26 protein-coding genes are annotated in these 24,164 nt (G+C 56.1%); 11 read left to right on the top strand and 15 right to left on the bottom strand.

Going from position 1 to position 24,164, the window contains the following annotated elements; genetic code table 11:
* Positions 1 to 174: 174 nt before the first annotated feature.
* Positions 175 to 2,700: a bifunctional glycosyl transferase/transpeptidase gene (gene mrcB, locus ACOTXT_RS01275; protein WP_008501930.1), complete on the bottom strand. Its 2,526-nt coding sequence runs from the start codon at positions 2,698 to 2,700 to the stop codon at positions 175 to 177.
* A gap of 142 nt (positions 2,701 to 2,842) precedes the next feature.
* Positions 2,843 to 5,272 (bottom strand): ATP-dependent helicase HrpB, encoded by a 2,430-nt coding sequence (hrpB, locus tag ACOTXT_RS01270; RefSeq protein ID WP_333164791.1) that lies wholly within the window; start codon positions 5,270 to 5,272, stop codon positions 2,843 to 2,845.
* A gap of 73 nt (positions 5,273 to 5,345) precedes the next feature.
* Between hrpB and thpR the strand changes: the two genes are divergently transcribed.
* The 9 genes from thpR to panD all read left to right on the top strand — a co-directional run bounded on the left by thpR (position 5,346) and on the right by panD (position 12,285).
* A complete protein-coding gene (thpR, locus tag ACOTXT_RS01265; RefSeq protein WP_023293244.1) occupies positions 5,346 to 5,900 on the top strand; it encodes an RNA 2',3'-cyclic phosphodiesterase in 555 nt (184 codons plus the stop codon).
* Positions 5,890 to 6,594: a DNA/RNA nuclease SfsA gene (sfsA, locus tag ACOTXT_RS01260; protein ID WP_021240498.1), complete on the top strand. Its 705-nt coding sequence runs from the start codon at positions 5,890 to 5,892 to the stop codon at positions 6,592 to 6,594. Before thpR ends, sfsA begins: the two co-directional genes overlap by 11 nt.
* 176 nt (positions 6,595 to 6,770) lie before the next feature.
* Positions 6,771 to 7,226: an RNA polymerase-binding protein DksA gene (gene dksA, locus ACOTXT_RS01255; protein ID WP_001155232.1), complete on the top strand. Its 456-nt coding sequence runs from the start codon at positions 6,771 to 6,773 to the stop codon at positions 7,224 to 7,226.
* Between the two features lie 59 nt (positions 7,227 to 7,285).
* Entirely contained in the window at positions 7,286 to 8,176 is an 891-nt protein-coding gene (gene gluQRS / locus ACOTXT_RS01250) for a tRNA glutamyl-Q(34) synthetase GluQRS (protein WP_055321611.1), read from the top strand.
* A gap of 42 nt (positions 8,177 to 8,218) precedes the next feature.
* Positions 8,219 to 9,616: a polynucleotide adenylyltransferase PcnB gene (pcnB, locus tag ACOTXT_RS01245; RefSeq protein WP_074168453.1), complete on the top strand. Its 1,398-nt coding sequence runs from the start codon at positions 8,219 to 8,221 to the stop codon at positions 9,614 to 9,616.
* Positions 9,613 to 10,092, top strand: a complete 480-nt coding sequence (gene folK, locus ACOTXT_RS01240; protein ID WP_008501940.1) for a 2-amino-4-hydroxy-6-hydroxymethyldihydropteridine diphosphokinase — start codon at positions 9,613 to 9,615, stop codon at positions 10,090 to 10,092. Before pcnB ends, folK begins: the two co-directional genes overlap by 4 nt.
* 123 nt (positions 10,093 to 10,215) lie before the next feature.
* A complete protein-coding gene (gene panB / locus ACOTXT_RS01235; protein ID WP_055321613.1) occupies positions 10,216 to 11,007 on the top strand; it encodes a 3-methyl-2-oxobutanoate hydroxymethyltransferase in 792 nt (263 codons plus the stop codon).
* An 11-nt stretch (positions 11,008 to 11,018) separates the two neighbouring features.
* A complete protein-coding gene (gene panC / locus ACOTXT_RS01230) occupies positions 11,019 to 11,870 on the top strand; it encodes a pantoate--beta-alanine ligase (RefSeq protein WP_008501942.1) in 852 nt (283 codons plus the stop codon).
* Positions 11,871 to 11,904: 34 nt separating this feature from the next.
* Complete coding sequence (gene panD / locus ACOTXT_RS01225) at positions 11,905 to 12,285, top strand: aspartate 1-decarboxylase (protein WP_006173750.1); 381 nt, start codon at positions 11,905 to 11,907, stop codon at positions 12,283 to 12,285.
* A 3-nt stretch (positions 12,286 to 12,288) separates the two neighbouring features.
* Here the strand turns inward: panD and ACOTXT_RS01220 are convergent, their stop codons facing one another.
* The 4 genes from ACOTXT_RS01220 to ACOTXT_RS01205 form a co-directional block, all read right to left on the bottom strand.
* A complete protein-coding gene (locus ACOTXT_RS01220) occupies positions 12,289 to 13,536 on the bottom strand; it encodes a polysaccharide deacetylase family protein (RefSeq protein ID WP_008501943.1) in 1,248 nt (415 codons plus the stop codon).
* A gap of 64 nt (positions 13,537 to 13,600) precedes the next feature.
* A complete protein-coding gene (locus ACOTXT_RS01215; protein ID WP_055321614.1) occupies positions 13,601 to 14,041 on the bottom strand; it encodes a PTS sugar transporter subunit IIA in 441 nt (146 codons plus the stop codon).
* 104 nt (positions 14,042 to 14,145) lie between these two features.
* Positions 14,146 to 14,916: an ABC transporter permease gene (locus ACOTXT_RS01210; protein WP_008501945.1), complete on the bottom strand. Its 771-nt coding sequence runs from the start codon at positions 14,914 to 14,916 to the stop codon at positions 14,146 to 14,148.
* On the bottom strand, positions 14,913 to 15,839 hold the full coding sequence (locus ACOTXT_RS01205) for an ABC transporter ATP-binding protein (protein ID WP_008501946.1): 927 nt from the start codon (positions 15,837 to 15,839) through the stop codon (positions 14,913 to 14,915). Before ACOTXT_RS01205 ends, ACOTXT_RS01210 begins: the two co-directional genes overlap by 4 nt.
* Positions 15,840 to 15,946: 107 nt before the next feature.
* Here ACOTXT_RS01205 and can point away from each other — a divergent pair, with 107 nt between their 5' ends.
* Positions 15,947 to 16,609, top strand: coding sequence for a carbonate dehydratase (can, locus tag ACOTXT_RS01200; protein WP_008501947.1), 663 nt, complete (start codon positions 15,947 to 15,949; stop codon positions 16,607 to 16,609).
* Positions 16,610 to 16,700: 91 nt separating this feature from the next.
* On the opposite strand, the gene hpt is transcribed toward can, so the two are convergent.
* Positions 16,701 to 17,237: a hypoxanthine phosphoribosyltransferase gene (gene hpt, locus ACOTXT_RS01195; protein ID WP_023293251.1), complete on the bottom strand. Its 537-nt coding sequence runs from the start codon at positions 17,235 to 17,237 to the stop codon at positions 16,701 to 16,703.
* A gap of 221 nt (positions 17,238 to 17,458) precedes the next feature.
* Between hpt and ACOTXT_RS01190 the strand changes: the two genes are divergently transcribed.
* Positions 17,459 to 17,818, top strand: coding sequence for a hypothetical protein (locus ACOTXT_RS01190; RefSeq protein WP_159172221.1), 360 nt, complete (start codon positions 17,459 to 17,461; stop codon positions 17,816 to 17,818).
* On the opposite strand, the gene ACOTXT_RS01185 is transcribed toward ACOTXT_RS01190, so the two are convergent.
* The 8 genes from ACOTXT_RS01185 to ACOTXT_RS01150 all read right to left on the bottom strand — a co-directional run bounded on the left by ACOTXT_RS01185 (position 17,815) and on the right by ACOTXT_RS01150 (position 24,054).
* On the bottom strand, positions 17,815 to 18,009 hold the full coding sequence (locus ACOTXT_RS01185; RefSeq protein ID WP_159172222.1) for a hypothetical protein: 195 nt from the start codon (positions 18,007 to 18,009) through the stop codon (positions 17,815 to 17,817). The genes ACOTXT_RS01190 and ACOTXT_RS01185 overlap by 4 nt on opposite strands.
* An 8-nt stretch (positions 18,010 to 18,017) precedes the next feature.
* Positions 18,018 to 19,679, bottom strand: a complete 1,662-nt coding sequence (locus ACOTXT_RS01180) for a terminase large subunit (protein ID WP_214574026.1) — start codon at positions 19,677 to 19,679, stop codon at positions 18,018 to 18,020.
* Entirely contained in the window at positions 19,663 to 20,019 is a 357-nt protein-coding gene (locus tag ACOTXT_RS01175; RefSeq protein ID WP_000113647.1) for a phage terminase small subunit P27 family, read from the bottom strand. The genes ACOTXT_RS01180 and ACOTXT_RS01175 overlap by 17 nt, the downstream gene beginning before the upstream one ends.
* A gap of 275 nt (positions 20,020 to 20,294) precedes the next feature.
* The gene (locus ACOTXT_RS01170) at positions 20,295 to 20,738 is read right to left on the bottom strand and encodes an HNH endonuclease signature motif containing protein (RefSeq protein WP_214574028.1); all 444 of its coding nucleotides are present in this window, start codon (positions 20,736 to 20,738) and stop codon (positions 20,295 to 20,297) included.
* Positions 20,738 to 21,037 carry a head-tail connector protein gene (locus ACOTXT_RS01165; RefSeq protein WP_048977713.1) on the bottom strand — a complete coding sequence of 100 codons (300 nt, stop codon included), beginning with the start codon at positions 21,035 to 21,037 and terminating at the stop codon, positions 20,738 to 20,740. Before ACOTXT_RS01165 ends, ACOTXT_RS01170 begins: the two co-directional genes overlap by 1 nt.
* Complete coding sequence (locus ACOTXT_RS01160; protein ID WP_286596470.1) at positions 21,030 to 22,274, bottom strand: phage portal protein; 1,245 nt, start codon at positions 22,272 to 22,274, stop codon at positions 21,030 to 21,032. The genes ACOTXT_RS01165 and ACOTXT_RS01160 overlap by 8 nt, the downstream gene beginning before the upstream one ends.
* A gap of 1 nt (position 22,275) precedes the next feature.
* On the bottom strand, positions 22,276 to 22,836 hold the full coding sequence (locus tag ACOTXT_RS01155) for an HK97 family phage prohead protease (RefSeq protein WP_001547826.1): 561 nt from the start codon (positions 22,834 to 22,836) through the stop codon (positions 22,276 to 22,278).
* 51 nt (positions 22,837 to 22,887) lie between these two features.
* On the bottom strand, positions 22,888 to 24,054 hold the full coding sequence (locus ACOTXT_RS01150; protein ID WP_065672572.1) for a phage major capsid protein: 1,167 nt from the start codon (positions 24,052 to 24,054) through the stop codon (positions 22,888 to 22,890).
* Positions 24,055 to 24,164 lie beyond the last annotated feature (110 nt).

Below are 24,164 nucleotides of genomic sequence, written 5' to 3'. Positions count from 1 at the left end.
CAGCATAATAGGCGAAACGCTGACTGCATAGCAAGCAGTAAGCGGCCCTACGAGAATTAAGGGTTTAAGAAATAACCAGGAGAGAATGAAGGGTTAATCAATATTAAAAAGAGGGTTAAAAAAAGGGGGGGAATGGGTAAAAAAAATCCCCCCTTGCGGGGGGACCTCACGCGGTTAGTTACCGCCGAACATATCTTTAATCCAGCCTGCGACACCATCGCTGTCTTTCTTCTCGTTCTGCTGCTGCGGCTGTTGCTGCTGCGGCTGCTGTGGCTGAGAAGACTGCTCAAACGGGTTACCCGTTGGCTGTTCTGGCTGGCTTTGCTGGCACAGGGAATCCGGGTTGGTTGTCCAGACCGGCAGAGTACGCATTCCGCCGCCGCAGACGAAGTTACCGGAGCTGTCCACGCCCATATCGACGATATCTTCCGGCGCAACCAGGTTCAGCGGCACCGGGGACTGATTCGCCAGATAGCGCTGGTAAATCGACATCGCCCCGCTCGCGCCGTACAGTTTCGTCGGCTGGTTGTTGTCGCGGCCTACCCAGGTGATCACCACTTCACGACCATCAATACCGGCAAACCAGGTATCAACGTTGTTGTTGGTGGTCCCGGTTTTACCCGCCAGATGCAGGCCCGGATACTTCGCTCCCAGCTGACGGCCGGTACCGCGCTGCACCACCTGCTGCATCGTCCACAGCGTCATATAGGCTGCCTGCGCAGGAACGGCACGTTCCGCCTGCGGGAAGCTCTGATACAGCACGGAGCCATCTTCGGCAATCACCGAACGCAGGGCTGACAGCGGCGCGCGGTTACCGCCGCTGGCGATCGTCTGGAACGCCTGCGCCACTTCGATCGGCGTCAGGTTGAGCGCCCCCAGGATCATCGCCGGTACCGGGTGCAGCTGATCTTTCGCCACGCCCAGCTTCTGCCAGGTATCGACAATCGCTGGCAGACCCAGCGACATGCCCAGGTTCACCGTCGGCACGTTCATGGAGCGCGTCAACGCATCCACCAGCATCACCTGACCGCTAAACTGCTTGTCGTCGTTCTGCGGTGACCACACCTGGCCGTTAGGCTGGCGCAGGGAGATCGGCGCATCCGCAATCCAGGTATTCAGACGATACTGGTTTGGCTGACTCAGGGCAGTGAGATAGGTCGCCGGTTTTGCCAGAGAGCCGATCGAGCGACGCGCCTGCATGGCACGGTTATAGCCAGCAAACTGCGGCTCGGCACCGCCCACCATCGCACGAACTTCGCCGGAGTTACGGTCAACCACCACCATCGCGGTTTCAAGATCGGAGAGCTTACGCTGTTTCTTCAGCGCCGGAATGCCTTCCACCGCCGCTTTTTCTGCCGCATCCTGCGCCACGGAGTCAAAGGTCGTAAAGATCTTCACGCCGGAGAGATCTTTCACCTTATCGCCAAGCTTGCTCTGCAGCTCCTGACGCACCAGCTGCATAAACGCAGGCTGAGGCGAGATCACCCCGCCGCGCGGCTGCACGCCAAGCGGACGTGCGCTCAGCATGTCGTACAGCTCCTGGTCAATCACCTGCTGCTGTTGCAGCAGACGCAGCACCAGGTTACGACGCTCAAGGGCCAGTTTCGGGTTACGCCACGGGTTATAGATGGACGCCCCTTTCACCATGCCCACCAGCAGCGCCTGCTGATCCAGGCTCAGCTCTTCGACCGGACGACCAAAGTAGTACAGGCTCGCCAGCGGGAAGCCGCGGATTTCGTTATCGCCGCTCTGACCGAGGTACACCTCGTTCATATACAGCTCAAGGATACGATCCTTGCTGTAGCGCGCATCCATCAGCACGGCCATATACGCTTCGTTCGCTTTACGCCAGTAAGAGCGCTCGCTGGAGAGGAACAGGTTCTTCACCAGCTGCTGGGTCAGCGTACTTGCCCCCTGCACGGTACGGCCCGCGGTCAGGTTCGCCAGGACCGCACGGCCAATCGAGTAGAGGCTGATGCCGTCATGCTCGTAGAAGTGGCGGTCTTCGGTTGCCAGCAGGGTATCAACCAGCAGATCCGGGAAGCCGTTACGCGCCACGAACAGACGCTGTTCGCCGTTCGCCGACGAGAGCATAGTGATCAGGCGGGGATCGAGACGGAAGAAACCGAACTGACGGTTGTTATCCATGTTCTCGATGGTATCCAGACGATCGCCGTCAAAGGTCAGACGCGCGCGCACCTGACCCTCTTTGCTGTCCGGGAAATCAAACGGACGGCGGATCATTTCAATGCTGTTGGCCTGCACGGTAAATTCGCCAGGGCGCGTCATTTTTGACACCTGACGATACTGGGTGGCTTCCAGCAGTTTTACCATTTCGTTTTTCGTGATGGACATATCTGGCTCAAGGTTCACCATGCGGCCATACACGGCCGCAGGTAACTGCCAGACTTTACCGTCGATACGGCTGCGGATCTTCTGATCCAGATAGACGCCGTAAATTGCCATCAGCACAACAAAAACAATAAAGAGCTTCAGCAGCAGCCAGAACCAGCCGCGTTTGCCCCGAGGCTTGCGCCCTTTGCCTTTCCCTTTACGCGGCATCGGTTCTTCATCCTCATCATCGTCTTCATAGTCATCGTCATAGTCCTCATCTCTGAGGCGACGACGGCTTACCTTTTCTTTCGCCGGACGCGTTGGTCTTCCCTTACGTCCTATTGGCTCGCGGTCATTCCCCGCCATGCTTTTTCTCCGCAACTTTCAGGCGCAAAGGCCCGATTCTCTTTTCTTCCACCGGTCTGTGAAAGAAGAAATCTCTCAAAATTAGTTCTCCCTCTCCCTGTGGGAGAGGGCCGGGGTGAGGGCATCAAGCCGCACATCCCTATCAGGAATACTTCTTCGTCCGCTTCGTCGGCGCCGTATTCGCCGGATCGTCCGGCCAGACGTGTTTGGGGTACCGCCCTTTCATCTCTTTCTGCACGTCACGGTAGCTCCCCGCCCAGAACGCCCCCAGATCGCGAGTGATCTGCAAGGGTCGATGCGCGGGCGACAGCAGTTCAAGCACCAACGGCACGCGCCCTTCAGCGATAGACGGCGTGGTTGCCTCGCCAAACATCTCCTGCATTCGAACCGCCAGCGCCGGCGGATTATCCTCATGATAACGGATGGCAATCCGGCTTCCGGTCGGCACAGTGTAATGCCCTGGCAGTTCACTATCCAGACGTTGACGCAATGACCAGTCCAGTAAATTCTGTAACGCGACCTTAACATCAAGCGCTTTCAGCGCCCGCAGGGAGTGTACGCCGCTCATCTGCGGCAGTAGCCAGGTCTCCAGCGACGCGAGTAACGTTTCGTCATCCACCGCTGGCCAGGCGTACTCCGGCAACCAGCGAGCGGCGCAGTGCAGGCGAATGCGGTACTGCTCAGCCTCCGGCGTCCAGTTCAGCACGCTGAGCCCTTTTTCCCGAATGCCGTTCAGCATAGCCTGATGGAGCTCGTCTTCCGACGGCTTCGCCAGCGGCTTCGTTCCGAGTGTCAGTTTGCCAATCTGGCTACGACGAAACGCCTTCAGCGTGCCCTGGGCGTCATCCCACTCGACGATGTCCGATTGCTGGAGCAGATGCGGACAGGTACGGGTCAGGGCGTCAATATCGACGGCAATCGCCTGCAGGATACGCGCATCCGGGGAGTTGCTCCCCTGCAGCAGGAGCGGCGCAATCAGCCACTCATGACGCGTCAGGGCATCATCGCTGTCCAGCATCGCCCCCATACCGTTTGCCAGCTGGTAGCGACCGTCCAGCCCGCGCCGACGCGCAATCCGGTCCGGAAACGCCTGCGCTAACAGCCGGGAGATGCTCTCACTGTCTGGCACGCCGCCGCGGCTGTTAAGCCGCTTACAGAGCTGCTGGGCCCGCTGCTGCCAGTTCCCCTGATTGCGCGAAAACGCCTGCCCCAGATCGCTACTGCCTCCGCGCGGCGGCTCCTCAAGGATAGCCGCCAGTTTGGCTGCCGTGGCAATCTCATCTTCCCCCTGCGCGGCCACCAGCATCGCGGCCAGACGCGGATCGTTGCCCAGTGCCGCCATTTTCTGGCCGCGTACCGTCAGACGTTCGCCTTCCAGCGCACCAAGCTGGGTCAACAGGTTGCGCGCAGCGGTGAGGTTCACGGCTGGCGGGGAATCAAGCCAGGTAAGCTGTCCAGGCTCCGGGCAGCCCCACTGCAGCAGATCCATCACCAGGCCAGACAAATCGCTTTGTAAAATTTCCGGTGTGCTTTGCTGCGCCGCGCGTTCCGCCTGCTCTGCGCTGGTCAAATGCAGGCAGATACCCGGCTCAAGTCGCCCCGCGCGGCCCGCGCGCTGCACCATTGATGCCTGGCTGATGCGCTGCGTCAGGAGTTTAGTCAGCCCGGTGCGCGGGTCAAAGCTTGCCACCCTCTCCTGTGCGCTATCGACCACCAGGCGAATACCTTCGATGGTCAAACTGGTTTCAGCAATATTGGTTGCCAGTACCACCTTGCGCTGCCCGCCCGGGGCAGGAAGGATAGCTTTACGCTGCTCCTGCAGCGACAGCGCGCCGTAGAGCGGGCAGAGCAGTACATCACCACCTACGCGAGAGGAAAGCTGCTCCTGCACGCGCTGGATCTCCCCGACGCCCGGCAAAAACAGCAGCAGCGAGCCGGGTTCCTGACGCAGCAGTTCTGCGGTGGCAATGGCGACCGCTTCGTCAAAACGCTGATGGGAGGGAAGCGGTTGATAGCGGCGTTCAACTGGAAACGCCCGCCCTTCAGAGCTGATGACAGGCGCATCGGGTAAAGCCTGCCGTAGCCGCGCATTGTCCAGCGTGGCCGACATTATCAGCAGCCGGAGATCGTCACGCAGTCCCTGCTGAACGTCCAGCAACAGCGCGAGGGCCAGATCCGCCTGCAGGCTGCGCTCGTGAAATTCATCCAGGATCACCAGCCCGACGCCGGTCAGCTCCGGATCGTTTTGCAGCATGCGGGTGAGAATGCCCTCGGTGACCACCTCAAGGCGCGTTGTCGGACCCACACAGGTCTCGGCGCGCATCCTGTACCCTACCGTTTCGCCCGGTTTTTCATTCAGCAGTTCCGCGAGGCGCTGCGCTACGTTGCGCGCGGCCAGCCTGCGCGGCTCCAGCAGGATAATTTTCCCGCTGATGTTCCCCTCTTTCAGAATCTGCAGCGGCAGCCAGGTGGACTTACCCGCCCCCGTCGGGGCATTCAGCAAAACCTGCGGGGAATGGCGTAAGGCAGCGAGAAGGTCAGGAAGAACAACGGCGACCGGCAATGAGGACACTAACAGCTCCAGAGGGTTAACATTCGTCGGCGTACATTGTAGCATCGGCGCATATCATTACCGAGTCCTCCGTATGCCTGAGTCGAAACGGCTGTTTTTTGCCATTGAATTGCCCACCCCCTTACAGCGTCAAATTGTTCGCTGGCGCGCTGACCACTTCCCGCCGGAGGCCGGACGCCCTGTCGCGGCGGCCAACCTGCACCTGACGCTGGCCTTTTTGGGCGACGTCAGTGCCGAAAAACAGCGGGCGCTAGCCGCCATGGCAGGGCGTATTGCCCAGCCGGAATTTACGCTGCACCTCGACGACGCTGGCCAGTGGCTGCGTTCGCGCGTGGTCTGGCTGGGTACGCGACAGCCTCCGCGCGGATTATTACAGCTGGCGAACATGCTGCGCGCGCAGGCGGCGCGCAGCGGCTGTTATCAAAGCCCACAGCCGTTTCATCCGCACATCACCCTGCTGCGCGATGCCGGTCAGGCCGTTGCCATCCCGCCGCCGGGTTTTCACTGGGCCTTTCAGGTCAACACATTCGCGCTTTATGAATCCGTCTTTATTCAGGGACGCACCCGCTATACGCCGCTACAGCGCTGGACGCTGGGCGACACCGAAAGGAATTCTGATGAAGTTTAGTCCTCCCCTGCAGCACGCTACGCTTGTCCAACGCTACAAACGCTTCCTCGCCGATGTGATCACGCCAGAAGGCGAACAGCTCACCCTGCACTGCCCCAATACCGGTGCCATGACGGGCTGTGCGACGCCGGGTGACAGGGTCTGGTATTCCACATCAGAAAATACTAAACGCAAATATGCTCATACCTGGGAAATGACCGAAACCCAAAACGGGGCATTTATTTGCGTTAATACCCTGCGCGCCAATCAGTTAGTTAAGGAAGCGCTGACCCATGGCGTTATTCCCGAACTGGTTGGTTATGGCACGCATAAAAGCGAAGTGAAATATGGCGATGAAGGCAGCAGAATTGACTTCATGTTACAGGCGGAAGACAGGCCGGAGTGCTATATTGAAGTAAAATCAGTGACGTTAGCGGAACAGGAAAATGGCTACTTCCCGGATGCGGTAACGCTACGTGGCCAGAAGCATCTGCGAGAGCTAATGAGTGTTGCGGCGGCGGGCAAACGCGCCGTATTGCTGTTTGCGGTATTGCATTCAGCCATTGAACGTTTCTCCCCTGCCCGCCATATTGATCCTAAATACGCGCAATTGTTGAATGAGGCACAAAAGCAGGGGGTAGAGGTTTTCGCTTATAAAGCGGAACTTTCTGCCGATAATATGACTCTGAGATCCTCTCTTCCCATTGTCTTATAAGGGATTAGACGATTGACTATTAAGTGTTCTGGCCGCGTGCGCAAATACGCTTTTCCTCACAGGCTTGTCAAGTGTTACGTTTAGATAATTGCCATACGGAAAAGCATCTGCTATTTATAGCGACCTGATTTTTCCCCCAACACGGGGATCGATAGTGCGTGTTAAGGAGAAGCAACATGCAAGAAGGGCAAAACCGTAAAACATCGTCCCTGAGTATTCTCGCCATCGCTGGGGTGGAGCCGTATCAAGAGAAACCGGGCGAAGAGTATATGAACGAAGCCCAGCTGTCGCACTTCAAGCGTATTCTTGAAGCATGGCGTAATCAACTCAGGGATGAAGTCGATCGCACCGTTACTCATATGCAGGATGAAGCTGCTAACTTCCCGGATCCGGTAGACCGTGCCGCTCAGGAAGAAGAGTTCAGCCTCGAACTGCGTAACCGTGACCGCGAACGCAAACTGATCAAAAAGATCGAGAAAACGCTGAAAAAAGTCGAAGACGAAGATTTTGGCTACTGCGAATCCTGCGGTGTTGAAATTGGCATTCGTCGCCTGGAAGCGCGTCCAACCGCCGATCTGTGCATCGACTGCAAAACGCTGGCCGAAATCCGCGAAAAACAGATGGCCGGTTAACACCAGCGCTGTTTACACACTCCAAAGGCGGGAGTCTCTCCCGCCTTGTTACTGTTGATATGTCTGAATCACACTATATTGGGCGCTTCGCGCCATCTCCTTCCGGTGAATTACACTTCGGCTCATTAATTGCCGCGCTCGGCAGCTACCTGCAGGCTCGCGCTCGTCAGGGAAAATGGCTCGTCCGCATTGAAGATATTGACCCTCCGCGTGAAGTTCCCGGTGCAGCAGAGACGATTCTGCGTCAGCTGGAACATTACGGTCTTCACTGGGATGACGAGGTTCTCTGGCAGTCAACACGTCACGAGGCGTATCGGGAACGTCTGGCCTGGCTTCGCGCTCAGGGGCTTTCCTATAACTGCACCTGCACCCGCGCGCGTATCCAGAGCGCAGGCGGCGTCTATGACGGCCACTGCCGCACGTTGAACAACGGTCCTGAAAATGCCGCCGTGCGAATACTGCAGCGCTCGCCGGTGACGCGCTTTAACGATTTACTCTCCGGTGAGATTCATGCCGATGAACGTCTGGCGCGTGAGGATTTTATTATTCACCGTCGCGATGGCCTGTTCGCCTACAACCTGGCCGTGGTGGTGGACGATCATTTCCAGGGCGTGACGGAAATTGTGCGCGGGGCGGATCTGGTCGAGCCGACCGTACGGCAAATCTCGCTGTATCACCAGTTTGGCTGGACAGCACCGGACTACATTCATCTGCCGCTGGCGGTTAATACGCAGGGCTTAAAATTATCAAAGCAGAACCACGCCCCGGCCCTGCCAGACGGCGATCCGCGTCCTGTTTTGATCGACGCGCTGCGTTTTCTCAACCAGAATGTAACCAACGAATGGCAGGATCTGCGTATTGACGAACTGCTGAAAATGGCCATCGCCAACTGGACGCTCAGGGCTGTGCCAAAAATCCAGCATTCTCAAATGCGTTGCGCTGAGCTATGATTAGCCGCTTTTTTCATAACAAAACACACTACGAGGTGTACCATTTTTACCCGAGTCGCTAATTTTTGCCGTAAAGTGCTAAGCCGCGAAGAGAGCATGGCGAATGATGCTATTGCACAGCCACATGTGTCGGTTATTCCGCGTGAGCAGCACTCTATTTCCCGCAAAGATATCAGTGAAAATGCCCTCAAGGTACTCTATCGTCTGAATAAAGCGGGCTACGAGGCCTATCTCGTCGGCGGTGGGGTGCGTGATTTACTGCTGGGCAAAAAACCGAAAGATTTCGACGTGACGACCAGCGCCACGCCTGAGCAGGTGCGCAAATTATTCCGCAACTGTCGTCTCGTTGGCCGCCGCTTCCGTCTGGCTCACGTGATGTTTGGGCCGGAAATTATCGAAGTGGCGACCTTCCGCGGCCACCACGAAGCGGGCGCATCCGATCGCACCACGTCGCAGCGCGGCCAGAACGGTATGCTGCTGCGCGACAACATCTTCGGCTCTATCGAAGAAGATGCCCAGCGTCGCGACTTCACCATCAACAGCCTCTATTACAGCGTGGCGGATTTCACCGTGCGCGATTACGTCGGCGGCATGCAGGACCTGAAAGAAGGTCTGATCCGCCTGATCGGCACGCCGGAAACGCGCTACCGTGAAGATCCCGTACGTATGCTGCGCGCCGTGCGTTTTGCCGCCAAGCTCAATATGCGCATCAGCCCGGAAACGGCCGAGCCGATCCCGCGTCTGGCGACGCTGATTAACGACGTGCCGCCTGCTCGCCTGTTCGAAGAGGCGCTGAAGCTGCTGCAGGCCGGCCACGGTTTTGAAACCTATAATCTTCTGCGCGAATACAACCTGTTCCAGCCGCTGTTCCCGACCATTACCCGCTACTTCACCGAAAACGGTGACAGCCCAATGGAGCGCATGATTGCGCAGGTGCTGAAGAATACCGATACCCGAATTCGCAACGACATGCGCGTGAACCCGGCGTTCCTGTTTGCCGCGATGTTCTGGTATCCGCTGCTGGAAACGGCCCAGCGCATTACCCAGGAGAGCGGGCTCGCCTATTACGATGCGTTCGCGCTGGCCGCCAACGACGTGCTGGACGAAGGCTGCCGCACGCTCGCCATTCCGAAACGTATTACCACTCTGGTGCGCGACATCTGGCAGCTTCAGCTGCGCATGTCCCGTCGTCAGGGCAAACGCGCCTGGAAGCTGATGGAGCATCCTAAGTTCCGTGCCGCCTTCGATCTCCTGTCGCTGCGCGCTGAAATTGAACGCAACCAGGAGCTGCAGCGTCTGGCGCAGTGGTGGGCTGAATTCCAGGTCTCCGCCCCGCCAGAGCAGAAAGATATGCTGACCGGGCTGGATGAAGAGCCGGAACCGCGTCGCCGTCATCGTCGCCCGCGCAAACGCGCGCCGCGTCGTGAAGGGACAGCATGACCCTCGCGTATATCGCCATCGGCAGCAATTTAGCCTCACCGCTGGAGCAGGTGAATGCTGCCGTAGAGGCGCTGGGTGAGATCCCGCAAAGCCGCATCGTGGCGGTCTCCTCGTTCTATCGCACCCCGCCGCTGGGGCCGCAGGATCAGCCAGACTACCTCAACGCCGCCGTGGTTCTTGAGACTGAGCTGGGTCCCGAAGCGCTGCTGGACAATACCCAGCGTATTGAGCTTCAGCAGGGCCGCGTACGCAAAGCTGAACGCTGGGGGCCGCGCACGCTTGATCTCGATATTATGCTGTTCGGCCATGAGGTGATTAACACTGAACGCCTCACCGTACCGCATTACGACATGAAAAATCGCGGGTTTATGCTCTGGCCGCTGTATGAAGTTGCCCCTTCCCTTACCTTCCCTGACGGGCTCTCGCTAGAGGCCGTTCTCAACAGTCTCGGTGCGGAGAAACCCGCCCGCTGGTAAGGCTGTTTTTTTAGCGATTAACCATAAAATATTTATGGTTAATCGATTACCTAAAATCATTGTTCCCTCGAATGTTACTGTTAGAATGCGCAAAGATTCGCTTTTGGGCTATCAGGAAACAGTATGAAACCAACCACCATCTCCTTACTGCAGAAATGCAAACAGGAAAAAAAACGCTTCGCCACCATCACCGCGTATGACTACAGCTTCGCCAAACTGTTTGCCGAAGAGGGGATCAACGTCATGCTGGTCGGGGACTCGTTAGGGATGACGGTACAAGGACATGATTCCACCCTGCCGGTAACGGTTGAGGATATCGCTTACCATACCCGCGCCGTGCGCCGTGGCGCCCCAGCCTGCCTGCTGCTTTCCGATCTGCCGTTTATGGCCTATGCCACGCCGGAAAAGGCATTCGAAAACGCGGCGGCAGTGATGCGTGCCGGTGCCAATATGGTCAAAATTGAAGGCGGCGCCTGGCTTGTGGATACGGTGAAGAGGCTCACCGAGCGCGCCGTGCCGGTGTGCGGGCATTTAGGCCTGACGCCGCAGTCCGTCAATATCTTTGGCGGCTATAAGGTGCAGGGCCGTGGCGATGCCGCCCAGACGCTGCTGGATGATGCCCTGGCGCTGGAAGCCGCAGGTGCCCAGCTGCTGGTGCTGGAGTGCGTGCCGGTTGAGCTGGCGAAACGCATCACCGACGCGCTGTCCATTCCGGTGATTGGTATTGGTGCAGGCAACGTCACCGACGGTCAGATTCTGGTGATGCACGACGCCTTCGGTATCACCGGCGGACACATCCCGAAATTTGCCAAAAATTTCCTCGCCGAAGCGGGCGACATGCGCGCTGCGGTCAGGCAGTATATTGCCGACGTTGAATCCGGTGTTTACCCGGGTGAAGAACACAGTTTCCATTAAGGAGTCTCGTTGTGCTAATCATTGAAACCCTGCCGCTGCTTCGCCAGCATATCCGCCGCGCGCGTCAGGAAGGTAAACGTATCGCACTGGTCCCGACCATGGGCAATCTGCATGACGGCCACATGAAGCTCGTCGACGAAGCCCGTGCACGAGCAGATATCGTGGTGGTCAGTATCTTCGTGAACCCCATGCAGTTTGACCGCGCAGACGATCTGGCACGCTACCCGCGTACCCTGCAGGAAGATTGCGAGAAGCTCAAAAAACGCCACGCGGATATCGTTTTCTCACCTGCACCGGCGGATGTTTACCCGCAGGGTACCGAAGAGGCAACCTACGTTGACGTCCCGGGCATTTCCACCATGCTCGAAGGCGCGAGCCGCCCGGGCCATTTCCGCGGCGTTTCCACCATCGTCAGCAAGCTGTTCAACCTGGTACAGCCGGACGTAGCCTGCTTTGGCGAGAAAGATTTCCAGCAGCTGGCGCTGATCCGCAAGATGGTTGCGGATATGGGTTACGATATCGAGATTGTCGGCGTACCGATTGTACGCGCCAAAGACGGTCTGGCACTCAGCTCGCGAAATGGCTACCTGACTGCCGAACAGCGTAAAATCGCGCCGGGCCTGAGCAAGGTCATGAACACCATGGCAGAGCAGATGCTGGCAAAAGAGTTAACAGCAGAAGAGATTATCGCCCTTGCCGAGCAGGCGCTTAACGATAAAGGCCTTCGTGCTGACGACGTACAAATTCGTGATGCTGATACGCTGCTGGAATTAACCCAGAACAGCAAGCGCGCAGTCATCCTGGTGGCGGCCTGGCTAGGTCAGGCGCGTCTGATCGACAATAAAGTGGTTGAGCTGGCGTAGTTCCCTTCACCCCTGATAATGATAGGTAAACGTAATGATTCGCAAAATGCTGCAAGGTAAGCTTCACCGTGTGAAAGTCACGCAGGCCGACCTGCACTATGAAGGCTCCTGCGCCATTGATCAGGATTTCCTTGATGCAGCAGGTATCCTCGAAAACGAAGCGATTGATATCTGGAACGTGAACAACGGTAAACGCTTCTCCACCTACGCGATTGCCGCCGAGCGAGGTTCTAAAATCATCTCCGTTAACGGCGCAGCCGCGCACTGCGCGGACGTGGGTGATATCGTGATCATCGCCAGCTTCGTGATGATGTCTGACGAAGAAGCCCGCCGCTGGCAGCCTAAAGTCGCCTACTTCGAAGGCGAGAATGAAATGAAGCGCACCGCAAAGGCGATTCCGGTTCAGGTTGCATAAGCACTACCCCTGCGGCTGATTGCTGATCAGCCGCGACATCGTCTCCAGCGAATCCGTTCTTAAGATGTACAGGCGTTTCAGTAAGAACGGATTATCCCCCGGCTTCACCTTTCCTTTCACCGTCGTCACCGCCAGATGGAAACCGGCATCATTCGCCGCCTTTATCGCTTTATTGTCGTAGCCGCCGAAGGGGTAAGAGACATACAGCACGCGCGGGTTAAACTGCGCCAGCGCGCGACGCGAGCGTTCAAAATCAAACAAAATCACGTGATAGCTGCGGCTCAGTAAAATCGGATGCTTATTGGCATCCACGCGGTGCAGGAAGTGGGTATGAGACTGAATATCGAACACATCCTGAATCCCCTTAATCTCCTGCACGCTCATAAACTGCAGGGATTTAGGATCCCACTTCTGCGGATGGCCTTTTATGCGGGAAGAGATAATAAACGCGGTAGCCTTGAAGCCGTACTCTTTCAGCACAGGATAAGCATAGCGGCTGACAGATTTCAGGCCATCGTCAAAGGTTATCACCACCGATTTCGCAGGCAGGTTCATTTTGTTACGCACGTACCCTTCCAGCTGGTACATCGTCAGGGTGGTATAGCCCTGATCGCGAAGCCATGCCATCTGGTTATTGAACGCACGTACGCTGGTCGTCGTGGACGTATGTCGAAAGCGCGTGTTTTCTTCATCACGCAAAATATGATGGTAGGTCAGAACAGGAAGGCCGTTATCTTCCTGCGCATCCAGGCTGCTGATCCACGCCAGACGATTACCGATGCGGATCTGAAACCAGGTCTGGTTTAAACGGTCTTTAAGTTTGTTCAGGATCGGATAGCGAAGATTGGCGCTTAAGGTGCCGAAGGGTGCGCTGCCGTTGTTCGGGGCGTTATAAACGGGCGTGTCTTTCCACGTTATCAGGTTTTGATTGCTCAGCGGTTTATTCAAATCCCCCAGGCCATCCTCAACGCGCTGTTTGCCCTGAACCGGCTCCAGATGCCCCTTGTCGATAAAGCCCGTGCCAAATCCGAAGCGAAATTCATAGTAGTCCGCCGCCGCAGGCACCACCGCGAGGATCTGCCCTGCCCGCACGTTGCCAACGTTAATGACGCTGTTGCCGATCTGCGCCCAAATCGCCGCATCTTCGGTAGTTTGCATATATTGAGCAGGCAGTCTTTGCTGACTTAATAAACTGGCAGAAACAGTGCCGGACACGAACATCAATAGCAGGAAAACAATACGCGTGAACATGAGGGTCTTATTCGAAGCGGAAATACTTACGCCATTGTAGCAAAAGCGACATCAATACCAATGTTTAATTCTTATACAGGTCATGCAGCAGGACAAAGGGAGGATTTTTTTGCTGTTGATGCCACAAGCTGCTGACGCCCGGGGTACCCAGCGAAACGATAGCGTTACGGAACGCTGCGCTGGTTAAGGTCTCGCGATGGGGATACATCATTTCAAGCAGTGGAAAGCTAATACCGGAGATCACCTCGCAGCAGTCGTGCTTATGGCTCATCAGGGCCGCAGCACGGTACGGCGCCGCGCCGGATTTATCGGTAAGAAAAATCACGCCATCTCCGGTGTCGGTTTCATGAAGGGCATCGCACATCATCCGGCCAAGCATGTTGGTACTCAAGCCGCGCCAGTAGTTAACCGCGCGACACTGTGGCAGCAGACCAAACCTGGCTTCCAGCTTCAGCAGCATGTCCTGCGCCCGTTCATCGTGGCAGGTGATAACCCATCCCAGCATAACTCTCTCCTTAGCAGGCAAGTAGTTTAGCGGAGTGAAGGTTAGCTTTCGGTGATAACTGTCAAAGAAAGTGCCCGGCAGACAGAATGTCGCCGGGCTGAGGGCTAGCTGCGCAGACCGCGTCCGCGCTGGATCAGATACCAGCACAGCAGGTAGAAGACGATGATGAACACCACCAGCACCGCCACCGTGGTAAACAGCGGCACATCGGTGATGCCGAGGAAGCCAAAGCGGAAACCGCTGATCATGTAGACGATCGGGTTCAGGTGCGACAGCGCCTGCCAGAACGGCGGCAGCAGCGTCAGGGAGTAGAACACCCCGCCGAGATAGGTCAGCGGCGTCAGCACGAAGGTCGGGATCAGGCTGATGTCGTCAAACGTTTTGGCAAACACGGCGTTCAGCAGACCGGCCAGCGAGAAGAGGATCGCCGTCAGGAGCAGGGTCAGGGCCACGAAAAGCCAGGAGTGCACCTGGAACGGCACGAAGAACAGCGAGATGGCCGTCACCAGGATCCCAACACACAGACCGCGCGCCACGCCGCCACCGACGTAACCGGCAATGATCACATGCGTTGGCACCGGTGCCACCAGCAGTTCCTCGATATTGCGCTGGAACTTGGCGCTGAAAAAGGACGACGCCACGTTGGCATAGGCGTTGGTGATCACCGCCATCATGATCAGGCCAGGCACGATAAACTGCATATAGGTAAAGCCGTGCATCTCACCAATCCGGGAACCAATCAGGTTACCGAAGATGATGAAATAGAGCGTCATCGTGATGACTGGCGGCACCAGGGTTTGCACCCAGATGCGCATAAAACGGTTAATCTCTTTCGCCCAGATACTTTTCAGCGCGACCCAGTAAAGATGCGTCATGCCTTGTCTCCTTGTTTATCCTGCACCAGAGAGACAAACAGCTCTTCCAGTCGGTTCGCTTTGTTACGCATACTTAAAACCTGAATACCCTGCGCGCTCAGCTGGGAGAACACGCTGTTAATCCCCTGCTCGCGCAGCACTTCCACTTCCAGCGTCGAGGTATCCACCAGACGATACTGGTACCCTTCAAGCTTCGGTAGCGGGCTCTTTGCCGCCAGATCGAGAATAAAGGTTTCTGATTTCAGCTTGGAGAGCAGGTTCTTCATCGAGGTGTTTTCCACCAGCTCGCCGTGCTGAATGATGCCGATGTTGCGGCACAGCATTTCCGCCTCTTCCAGGTAGTGGGTAGTCAGAATGATGGTGGTGCCTTTGTCATTGAGGTCTTTCAGGAAGCCCCACATGGAGCGGCGCAGCTCAATGTCTACGCCCGCCGTCGGCTCATCGAGGATCAGCAGCTTTGGCTCGTGCATCAGCGCACGGGCAATCATCAGGCGGCGCTTCATCCCGCCGGATAACATCCGGGCGCGTTCGTTACGCTTTTCCCACAGATCGAGCTGCTTGAGGTATTTTTCGCTCCGCTCCAGGGCCTCTTTTCGCTCAACGCCGTAATAACCCGCCTGGTTAACGACGATCTGCTGCACCGTCTCAAACGGGTTGAAGTTGAATTCCTGCGGTACCAAACCCAGCTGGCGCTTGGCGTTGACCACATCTTTTTGCAGGTCGTATCCGAACACGCTGACGCGGCCGGAGGTTTTGTTCACCAGCGAGCTAATGATGCCGATGGTAGTCGATTTCCCCGCCCCGTTCGGCCCCAGAAGCGCGTAAAAATCACCGGCCTCTACTTTAAGATCTATTCCGCGCAGCGCCTGAACGCCGCCCGGATAGGTTTTTTTAAGCTGCTCAAGCTCCAGTGCAATTGCCATGAAATTAACTTACCTTCAGTTCTGACACACGTTGTGTGGTTTCATTAAAAGTCGGGTTACCCTATAGTAGCGCAACGCAATTACTCGGTTACAGGTCGCTAACCTCCATGAACAACATAGATACACTCATCAGCAACAATGCACTATGGTCAAAAATGCTGGTGGAGGAAGACCCCGGATTTTTTGGAAAACTCGCGCAGGCGCAAAACCCACGCTTTCTCTGGATTGGATGCTCCGACAGCCGCGTACCGGCGGAGCGCCTGACCGGCCTCGAGCCCGGCGAACTGTTTGTTCACCGCAACGTTGCCAACCTGGTGATTCACACCGATCTCAACTGTCTTTCTGTTGTTCAGTATGCCGTTGACGTTCTGCAAGTCGAGCACATCATCATCTGCGGCCACTACGGCTGCGGCGGCGTGCAGGCGGCGGTTGAAAATACGGAGCTGGGGCTCATTGATAACTGGCTGCTCCACATCCGCGATATCTGGTTCAAACATAGCTCACTGCTGGGCGAAATGCCGCAGGAGCGCCGCATGGATACCCTGTGCGAACTCAACGTGATGGAGCAGGTGTATAACCTGGGCCACTCAACGATCATGCAATCGGCGTGGAAGCGCGGGCAGAAGGTCTCGATCCACGGCTGGGCGTACGGTATTCACGATGGTCTGCTGCGCAACCTGGAAGTGACCGCCACCAACCGCGAAACGCTGGAGCAGCGTTACCGTTCAGGAATTGCCAACCTTCAGCTTAAGCACGTAAACCATAAATAAACAAAGCCGGGTGGCGGCTGCGCCTTACCCGGCCTACATGTGCCCATTCGTAGGCCCGGTAAGCGCAGCGCCACCGGGCAACAAACCGCAATTACTCGTCCAGCAATACCACTTTCCCAACATACGGCAGATGACGATAACGCTGTGCGTAGTCAATACCGTAACCGACGACGAACTCGTCCGGGATAGAGAAACCGACGAACTCCACCGGCACCTGCACTTCACGGCGGTCAGGCTTATCCAGAAGGGTGCAAATCGCCAGCGATTTTGGCTCACGCAGGCTCAGGATCTCGCGCACTTTTGACAGCGTGTTGCCGGAGTCGATGATGTCCTCAACGATCAATACATCTTTGCCACGAATATCTTCATCCAGATCTTTCAGGATTTTCACATCACGGGTGGTGGACATGCCGCTGCCGTAGCTGGAGGCGGTCATAAAATCGACCTCATGGGGCACATGCACCTCACGGCACAGGTCTGCCATGAACATGAAAGAGCCGCGCAACAGACCGACCAGCACCATTTCGCTGCCGCTGTCCTTGTAATGTTCGGTGATTTGACGACCCAGTTCGGCGATACGCGCTTTGATCTCGGCTTCCGGGATCATCACTTCAACAATATGCTTCATAATTTATATATCTCACTGATTTTAATCAGTTAAATTAACACTCACACTATGCATTTCAGTAAAAAGTGATACACCGATTGATATACGGATTATCGCACAAAGCCGAAATTATGCGAAAGCATGAGCACGTAAGAAAGGCGGCGAGTATACCAGCATTAAAAGACAAACGAGGAATCTCTTAATGTATGATAGCACTATCCTACATTAAGGAATCTCCCACCATGAGACTGACCAGCCGTAAAAAAGAGATACTCAGCTACTTTGAACTGGATAACCGTGAATGGGTGACGGGTGAGATCGGGGCACCTCCGCTTGATGTGTCCGGCGTGGCGTACCTGCTGTATGGAACGGGCATCAACGACAATCGGCACTGGCTCGAATCCACCAGGCGAACGCTTGAAGCGATGGTGAAAGATGGCCTGCTGGAAAAGCACAGAAGCAGGGAATCAAGGAGCATTACCCTAGGTGGCGAGACAACCGCAACGGTAACTCGTTACGGCTTGCCGGGTACCGTCTCAGTAGTGCGTGACAGGGAAGGTGCAGAGGGCGCGATAGAGGGCGAATTTGCGCGTATCTTTTAGCGACGCGGCTTATCCGGCTTCCTCCAGCGGTAAGTCTGACTGGCCGACATAGCCCGGTTTACCCGATGGCGCTGCGCGGTGAGCGCCCCGGATATCGTTTTGCGGATTATCAGCCTGTCGCACGCATCCAGTTCACATCCTTCCTGCTGCATGGTGCTGGCCAGCTTTTCCGCTATCTCATACTGTTTCATGGAAAACCTCAGATACCGTCAAATTTAGCGAGCCGCTGTTTATGGCTATCACTCATATCGAAAGCAAAATCCTCATGCTCAGCCTGGAAGGTGCCGAATGCCATAAGCGCAGATACCGCAGGGTCTATCTTGTTAGAGGATTTCTTTTTGTTGGGCTTGATATTGGCATTGGCGTCGGACTCCATCACCACGTTACCAATCGCCCAGGCCAGAACCGGATCGCCACGATGACGCACCACCTTGCGGTTAACAAAAACCTCAAAGGATTTCGCTACCGGGCTGAATTTCAGATAGGTTTGCGGGAACGGCTCCACATCGAGGCCAGCCCCCTGCAACTGAGTGCGCAAGTGTGTGGCGTTCCACGTATCAAAGCCCACCAGCCGGATATTGAATGTTTCAGCGTCGCGCAGGATATCGTCACGGATGCGGTCATAGTCGATACAGTCGCCGGGGGTGGTTCGTATCCAGCCCGCTTTTACCCACTGGCGATAGATGGCGCGGTTTTTGTTAGCAACGTTAAGTAGCTGCGCTTCGGGCAGATAGTGCCGGGTAAGAAGCCTGATCTCGCGTTCAAACGGGAAAGCGTAGCTCACGCTGGTGATATCGCTGGTAGAGGACAGGTCAAACCCGGCGTAGCACTCCCTTCCGGCCAGATCGTCTTCGGTATAGTCGAGCGCACAGGCATCCCATGCACCGGCCCCCATCCACGGCGTGGAGCCCTGACACCAGATATTGAAACGTTTGGTCAGCATTTCCACCCACTGCGACGGGATACCACGCGCTTTCTGGATGGTGGATTCCAGCTTCGCCGCGTCAACGGACACATGCAGATTAGGGTTAGCCTTGATCCACATTTCCGGCTGTTCGACCTCGCTTTCGTCGTCCAGCTCGTAGATCAGGACAAATAGCGAATCGTTGCTCTCTTCCCCGGCCAGAATCTGGCAGCAGTAGTCGTAATGCTGCTTACAGGCAGAGACAACGTTACTCCCGGCGGTGGTGATGGCGAACAGAATCGCCTCCGGACGTGCGCCCATCCCCAGCTCAAGGGCGGAATAAACGCCGTTATCCGGGTGAAGATGGTACTCATCGACAATCGCCAGGCTGGGGTTAGTTCCCTCAATGGTGGCCGCCTTCGCCGCCAGCGGCTTTAACAGGCTGTTGCTCTTCGGAAAAATGACCTTGTGCGCCTGAATATTGACGCGCTTTTTCAGCGGTTTTGACAGCAGACACATCTGGCGGGCATCGTCGAAAACGATTCGGGCCTGATCCCGGCTTACCGCCGCCGTGTAGATATCCTGCTGGCCCTTCTCCATCACCAGAAACCAGTTAGCCAGCATGGCGGCCACGGTGGATTTGGCGTTCTTGCGCGGCACCTCAATAAACGCGCTGCTGTACTTCCGGCGGCCTGACTCCCTGACTTTAAAGCCCAGCAGGTTAGCAAAAGCGAACTGTTGCCACGGCTCCAGCTCGATTGGCTGGCCACGCAGCGGGCCTTTGACGTGTGGACAGAGCCGGGAGAAGGCGATAAACCGCTCTACGGTCGCCGTATCGAACTCATAACGGGGGTCATTCAGGTCTGAAAAGTACCTTTCCACAGCCTGTTTTACGCGCTTACAGGCCGGAATTTCGCCCGTTTTTATCGCGTTTGCGTACTCATTCCAGACGGTCAAGCTCGTCTTCCTCTTCCGTTTCTACCGGATTCCGGCGGCGGCTTACCGGATCAAAGCCCAGCAGCGACGACATTTTGATCATGATTTTTTCAGCGTCGGCCTTTGCGCTCAGCGCCGGGTTCCGGCTCTCGCCACCCTGGCTGTTCACAATGCTGAATCCACGGCTGGCAAGGTCTTCAACTGCTTTGCGGTACATCGAATAGTTGACGCAAAAAAGCTCAAGGTTGTTCCAGTCGGCGGGAGTCAGATCCCCGCGTTCGGCCAGTTGCTTTGCCTTCGCTTTCCACTGCTGCGCGGCTAACTCATCAAGGTAGGCTGGCGGTTTGGGTGGTCTTGCCATAAAAATTTCTCGTTTCCATCGCGTTTTATTTCCAAAAAAATCACCGTGCGTAAAAATTTGAGGGGGCGGGCGGTGCCTAGCACCTTGAGGTTTGTCCTGAAAACCTCCCCCACCCCGTCCATGCAGTCCGTCAGCGGTTGCGGAAGCATTCCCGCAACTCCCGGTCACGCTCGCTCGTACCCTGCGCAGGATGGCGCTCTGTGCTTCTGGCTCTACCCTTCATGAACCCATCGCGGCAGCGCATAAGGGATCGGTACAGGTTCACCACCTCTTTCTCACTCATCGCGAGCCTCATACATCCAGTCATTACGCTGTGCTGCACGCTCTTCCTGCTCGCGGTACAGCCCAGCCTTGCGCCTCGCTTTGGTGGTCGGATCCTGCTGTGTGGTCTTCTGGTTGTGATGCGTCTGGCATAACGGCTGGTGGTTCCACTCAGGCCAGAACAGAACATCACCACCGCCGTCGATAGGAATGATGTGATCGACAATCTTTGCAGGAACGTAAAGGCCCAATTTCAGACACTCAACACACAGGGGGTGACGTTTCAGATACTGAGCGCGGTACTTCTCCCATGAGGCGGAGTAACCACGAGCGCGGCGGTGGCCACGCCTGGCATCCTCAGCCCGCCATGCTTCCCGTTTGTGCTCATCGCACTTGCCTGACTTCACCCGCTTATTGCATCCCGGCTCGGTGCACCGACGCATAGGTTTCCACGGCATCAGTACACTCCCACATCACGGTAGACAGACCACAGGGCAGAGATAGCCAAAGGAATTTCGGTACTCTCTACATCACTGATCATCGTGCGATATTCATACAATTGAGATACATACATGAGACAACCCACCTTGATCGCGGGGGTCATCACCAGCCCATCATCAAACCGTTTACCGATATGCTTTTGACAGACTTCGAGGGATGCAGAGATATAGGCCTCAATCAGCACATCTTCATAACTGTAATCATCTTCAATGCGGCAATGCATTTTTGCCTCTGACAGGGTGATTTCATTACTCATTACTAGGCTCCTCCACCTTGCCAGCACCGCTGATCTTCACTTCCTGTTTCCATGCCTGACTGAATTCGTCACCACCTTCACGCGGCGGCATCCCCTCGCGCTCGCGGGCTTCGTTCGGGCTCATGATCCCGTTTTTAATGCCTCGCTCGTAGGTAGCGTAACGTTCGGTTGGCGTGGCGCGGAGAAGGTCAGCGGAGTCAAACTCCACCTGATAGCGGATTCCCGGAACGGGAGAGGCCACCAGCAGCGCAGATTTAATTTGTTGTTCGAAGTTCGCCAGCCACGGGCGCATCGTCATAGTGAGGAAGGCGCGACTCGCTTCGCTGAAATTGCTATAGGTGCTGTTGCTGTATTCCTGCAGGAAGATAGGCGACACGTTGAACATGCGGGCAATGTCTTCAATTGTGAAGCGACGGGAGGCAAGCCATTCGGCATCCTGATTGCTCATGCCCAGCTGCTTGTAGTCCATGCCACCTTCAAGGATCGGCGTTTTCCCGGCATTTTTAGCCCCTTTGTAGCGATCCAGAGCATCCATTGCCTGTTTGCCCTTCACGCTGTCGAGCCATTCAGTCGTAGTGACTACGCCCGCCGCCATCATGCCATCTTTCATAATGCTTGCGCCGTGGCGCTGCTGGGCCAGACCTAACCCCAGCGCTTCACGGCAGATTGTGATCGGCGAGCGCCCCAGAAAACCATCATCGGTCGAGTAACGCAGGTGCAGAATCTCTTCCTGCAAGTAGGTGCGCACCGCCCCGGTAAACGGTTCAGTAACGGTGTATTTATATTTATGCTGGCCGATACGCTCAGGAACAACGCTCCCAGGCGCATACGGGTGCAGGGATTGCGGTTGCCCGTCTCGGCCCCACTGGATCACCGCATAGGCGTTACCGTTCAGCAGACAGTGACGCATCATCGTGCGTTTAAACTGGTAAGGCGTCTGGCAGTCGTTCGGTTGCTCGTTCAGCAGAAAATCTACCGGATGATTACTCAGCCATTCCCGCGCCTCACGCCCGTTATCATTACGAACCCGGTAGAGATAGCAGGGCATTGTTGCCACTGCCTCACTGATAACTGACACGGCGTTCATCACCGCCGGCAGAGATTCCGCAGTACCAGCAGACACATATTCGCCTGATCCGGTATTTGGAATCCCTGCCATCGCCAGAAACTCATCAATCGTCATGCTGCGCTGTTCGGATGGCTCAGATTTACGGCCAAAAGGCCAGATATTCCACATATCACAGCCCCGCTAAGTCAGCCCAGCGTCGGCGGTTATCACCAGCACGGCGCAGTTCAGGATGTTGGGAGAACAGAGAACGGTGCGCAATTTCCACGCCGGACTCAGGGTAAGCAGGCATAGAAGTAACGGTGATCTCCCGCAGCTCGGCAGCGGTAACAGTGCGAATATACGGTGTAGGAGTAATATCCCAAGACTCTTTCAGCGCACGGAACCCGAAGCTCATGCCGGAAATGTCTCCACGCTCCACCAGCTCCAGCACATCATTGCCAAGTTGGGTGTTTGGCGGGGTCAGCTCGAAACGCAGCCCGGTATCATCTTCGGACAACACCAGCGTGCCGGATTTGGTACGCCCCAGCAGTTGGGTATAGTTATGCTCGTACAGTGCACGCACATCGCTACCGGATGCCAGGCTGTCTTTAAACGCCCCCGGCGCAAACTGCTCGCGGAACTCATCCCAGATCACCTCTGACAGGCTGTTCCAGCGCACGGCATAGCCCACCAGCTTTTTGTTGCTGGCGCTCAGTTCGGAGGTACGGATTTCAAAATCGATTGTTTTCATTGTTGGACTCCACAAAGGGCAAAAAGGGGCCGAAGCCCCTTAAACGTCAGATCAGGAACCTGAACCGGAAAGCTCAAGCACCTTGATGGCGTTGGAGTCCACCACACCACCGCCCAGGTATTTATCGGTATGCACCTTGTAGAAACCAGGTTCGGTGATGTTGTCGGGGCGGGTACGCACGCCAGTAGTGTGATCCACGATAAAGTAACCGCGCTTAAAGTCCCCGACTGCCAGGAACGCTTCACCCGCAGCCGCATCAGGCATGGTTTCCAGATATTGAACCGGACGGCCAAGGAGGGTATCGGGAGAGTCAGCGACGAGACGATCACGCCAGATGTAATCCCCGTTGCCGTTTTTCAGCTTTTGCAGCGTAGCGGCAGTGTTGGAGTTCATCACCCATACGGCATTTTTACGGTATTTGGCTTTCAGCTTATACAGCAGGTCGATCAAGCCATCAGAGGAAACGGCAGCAGCTTCCATTTTCTCCAGCGTTCCGAACGGACGGGTTTTATCGCTGGTGGCCGCACGCGGATAGGACAGGAACCCTTTGGATTTTTTATCACCGTCGCCGTTCACAAAGTCGGTTTCTTCGGTAGCAGTGAAGGTGTCGGTGATTTCGGAAGACAGCCAACCCAGAATATCAACTTCGGAGAAGTCGAGAATTTCCTGAGTGGTTTTCGGGTAGGCGTAGATCGGGTTGAGTTTGATATCAACGCGCTCCATCTTAGGTGTGCTGGTTTCGGTACGCGCTTCGCCTTCGGTGCCGCGCTTAACGGTAGTGCCACCCACTGACACCAGCTTCTGGTATTCGTTGGTTTTGGTGGTCTTCACCGTGGCGATGGAGCGCATAACGCTGTCATCCTGCAACTGGCGCATGATCTCTTTGTCCAGCTCAGGGATAACGGTATAGCCGCCATCGGCCTGCACCAGCGTGGAAAGAGAGCGGGTATCGCCGGTCATGATGTAGTGGCGCAGCTCATCGTTGCTTACACCTTTACCTTCAACAGAAGTACCAGGCAAATTGCGCTGATCGTCGGCGACAGCTTCAAGGCGGGTAATTTCAACTTCAAGCGCATCTGCCTGGGCGCGGAGTTCATCGAACTGCTTGCCCTCTTCATCGTTCAGGCTTCGCTTTTCGTTGTCAGCTTTTTCCAGCATGGAACGCATCTGGGTTTTGAGTGCGGCTTTCTGCTGGCGTAATTCAAGTAATTTCTTCATGGAGTGGTTTCCGTAACAATTAACGTTGAGACGTGAAACCAGCGCTTGGAGGGATGTCCACCTGGAAAGGAAACCGTCGCAGAACGGGAAAAAACCAGGTGGACAGTGGC

The sequence above is a fragment of the Enterobacter cloacae complex sp. IR5422 genome (genome assembly GCF_049238165.1).
Classification (GTDB): domain Bacteria; phylum Pseudomonadota; class Gammaproteobacteria; order Enterobacterales; family Enterobacteriaceae; genus Enterobacter; species Enterobacter roggenkampii.
Note: the sequence above shows the minus strand (reverse complement) of the source record. Positions and strands in the feature narration are given on the sequence as shown.

What these genes read in the sequence shown, in the direction of transcription:
- mrcB (WP_008501930.1), bottom strand. Translation starts at nt 2,700, where the DNA reads ATGGCGGGGAATGACCGCGAGCCAATAGGACGTAAGGGAAGACCAACG.
- thpR (WP_023293244.1), top strand. Translation starts at nt 5,346, where the DNA reads ATGCCTGAGTCGAAACGGCTGTTTTTTGCCATTGAATTGCCCACCCCC.
- sfsA (WP_021240498.1), top strand. Translation starts at nt 5,890, where the DNA reads ATGAAGTTTAGTCCTCCCCTGCAGCACGCTACGCTTGTCCAACGCTAC.
- dksA (WP_001155232.1), top strand. Translation starts at nt 6,771, where the DNA reads ATGCAAGAAGGGCAAAACCGTAAAACATCGTCCCTGAGTATTCTCGCC.
- gluQRS (WP_055321611.1), top strand. Translation starts at nt 7,286, where the DNA reads ATGTCTGAATCACACTATATTGGGCGCTTCGCGCCATCTCCTTCCGGT.
- folK (WP_008501940.1), top strand. Translation starts at nt 9,613, where the DNA reads ATGACCCTCGCGTATATCGCCATCGGCAGCAATTTAGCCTCACCGCTG.
- panB (WP_055321613.1), top strand. Translation starts at nt 10,216, where the DNA reads ATGAAACCAACCACCATCTCCTTACTGCAGAAATGCAAACAGGAAAAA.
- panD (WP_006173750.1), top strand. Translation starts at nt 11,905, where the DNA reads ATGATTCGCAAAATGCTGCAAGGTAAGCTTCACCGTGTGAAAGTCACG.
- ACOTXT_RS01220 (WP_008501943.1), bottom strand. Translation starts at nt 13,536, where the DNA reads ATGTTCACGCGTATTGTTTTCCTGCTATTGATGTTCGTGTCCGGCACT.
- ACOTXT_RS01215 (WP_055321614.1), bottom strand. Translation starts at nt 14,041, where the DNA reads ATGCTGGGATGGGTTATCACCTGCCACGATGAACGGGCGCAGGACATG.
- ACOTXT_RS01210 (WP_008501945.1), bottom strand. Translation starts at nt 14,916, where the DNA reads ATGACGCATCTTTACTGGGTCGCGCTGAAAAGTATCTGGGCGAAAGAG.
- ACOTXT_RS01205 (WP_008501946.1), bottom strand. Translation starts at nt 15,839, where the DNA reads ATGGCAATTGCACTGGAGCTTGAGCAGCTTAAAAAAACCTATCCGGGC.
- can (WP_008501947.1), top strand. Translation starts at nt 15,947, where the DNA reads ATGAACAACATAGATACACTCATCAGCAACAATGCACTATGGTCAAAA.
- hpt (WP_023293251.1), bottom strand. Translation starts at nt 17,237, where the DNA reads ATGAAGCATATTGTTGAAGTGATGATCCCGGAAGCCGAGATCAAAGCG.
- ACOTXT_RS01190 (WP_159172221.1), top strand. Translation starts at nt 17,459, where the DNA reads ATGAGACTGACCAGCCGTAAAAAAGAGATACTCAGCTACTTTGAACTG.
- ACOTXT_RS01185 (WP_159172222.1), bottom strand. Translation starts at nt 18,009, where the DNA reads ATGAAACAGTATGAGATAGCGGAAAAGCTGGCCAGCACCATGCAGCAG.
- ACOTXT_RS01175 (WP_000113647.1), bottom strand. Translation starts at nt 20,019, where the DNA reads ATGGCAAGACCACCCAAACCGCCAGCCTACCTTGATGAGTTAGCCGCG.
- ACOTXT_RS01170 (WP_214574028.1), bottom strand. Translation starts at nt 20,738, where the DNA reads ATGCCGTGGAAACCTATGCGTCGGTGCACCGAGCCGGGATGCAATAAG.
- ACOTXT_RS01165 (WP_048977713.1), bottom strand. Translation starts at nt 21,037, where the DNA reads ATGAGTAATGAAATCACCCTGTCAGAGGCAAAAATGCATTGCCGCATT.
- ACOTXT_RS01160 (WP_286596470.1), bottom strand. Translation starts at nt 22,274, where the DNA reads ATGTGGAATATCTGGCCTTTTGGCCGTAAATCTGAGCCATCCGAACAG.
- ACOTXT_RS01155 (WP_001547826.1), bottom strand. Translation starts at nt 22,836, where the DNA reads ATGAAAACAATCGATTTTGAAATCCGTACCTCCGAACTGAGCGCCAGC.
- ACOTXT_RS01150 (WP_065672572.1), bottom strand. Translation starts at nt 24,054, where the DNA reads ATGAAGAAATTACTTGAATTACGCCAGCAGAAAGCCGCACTCAAAACC.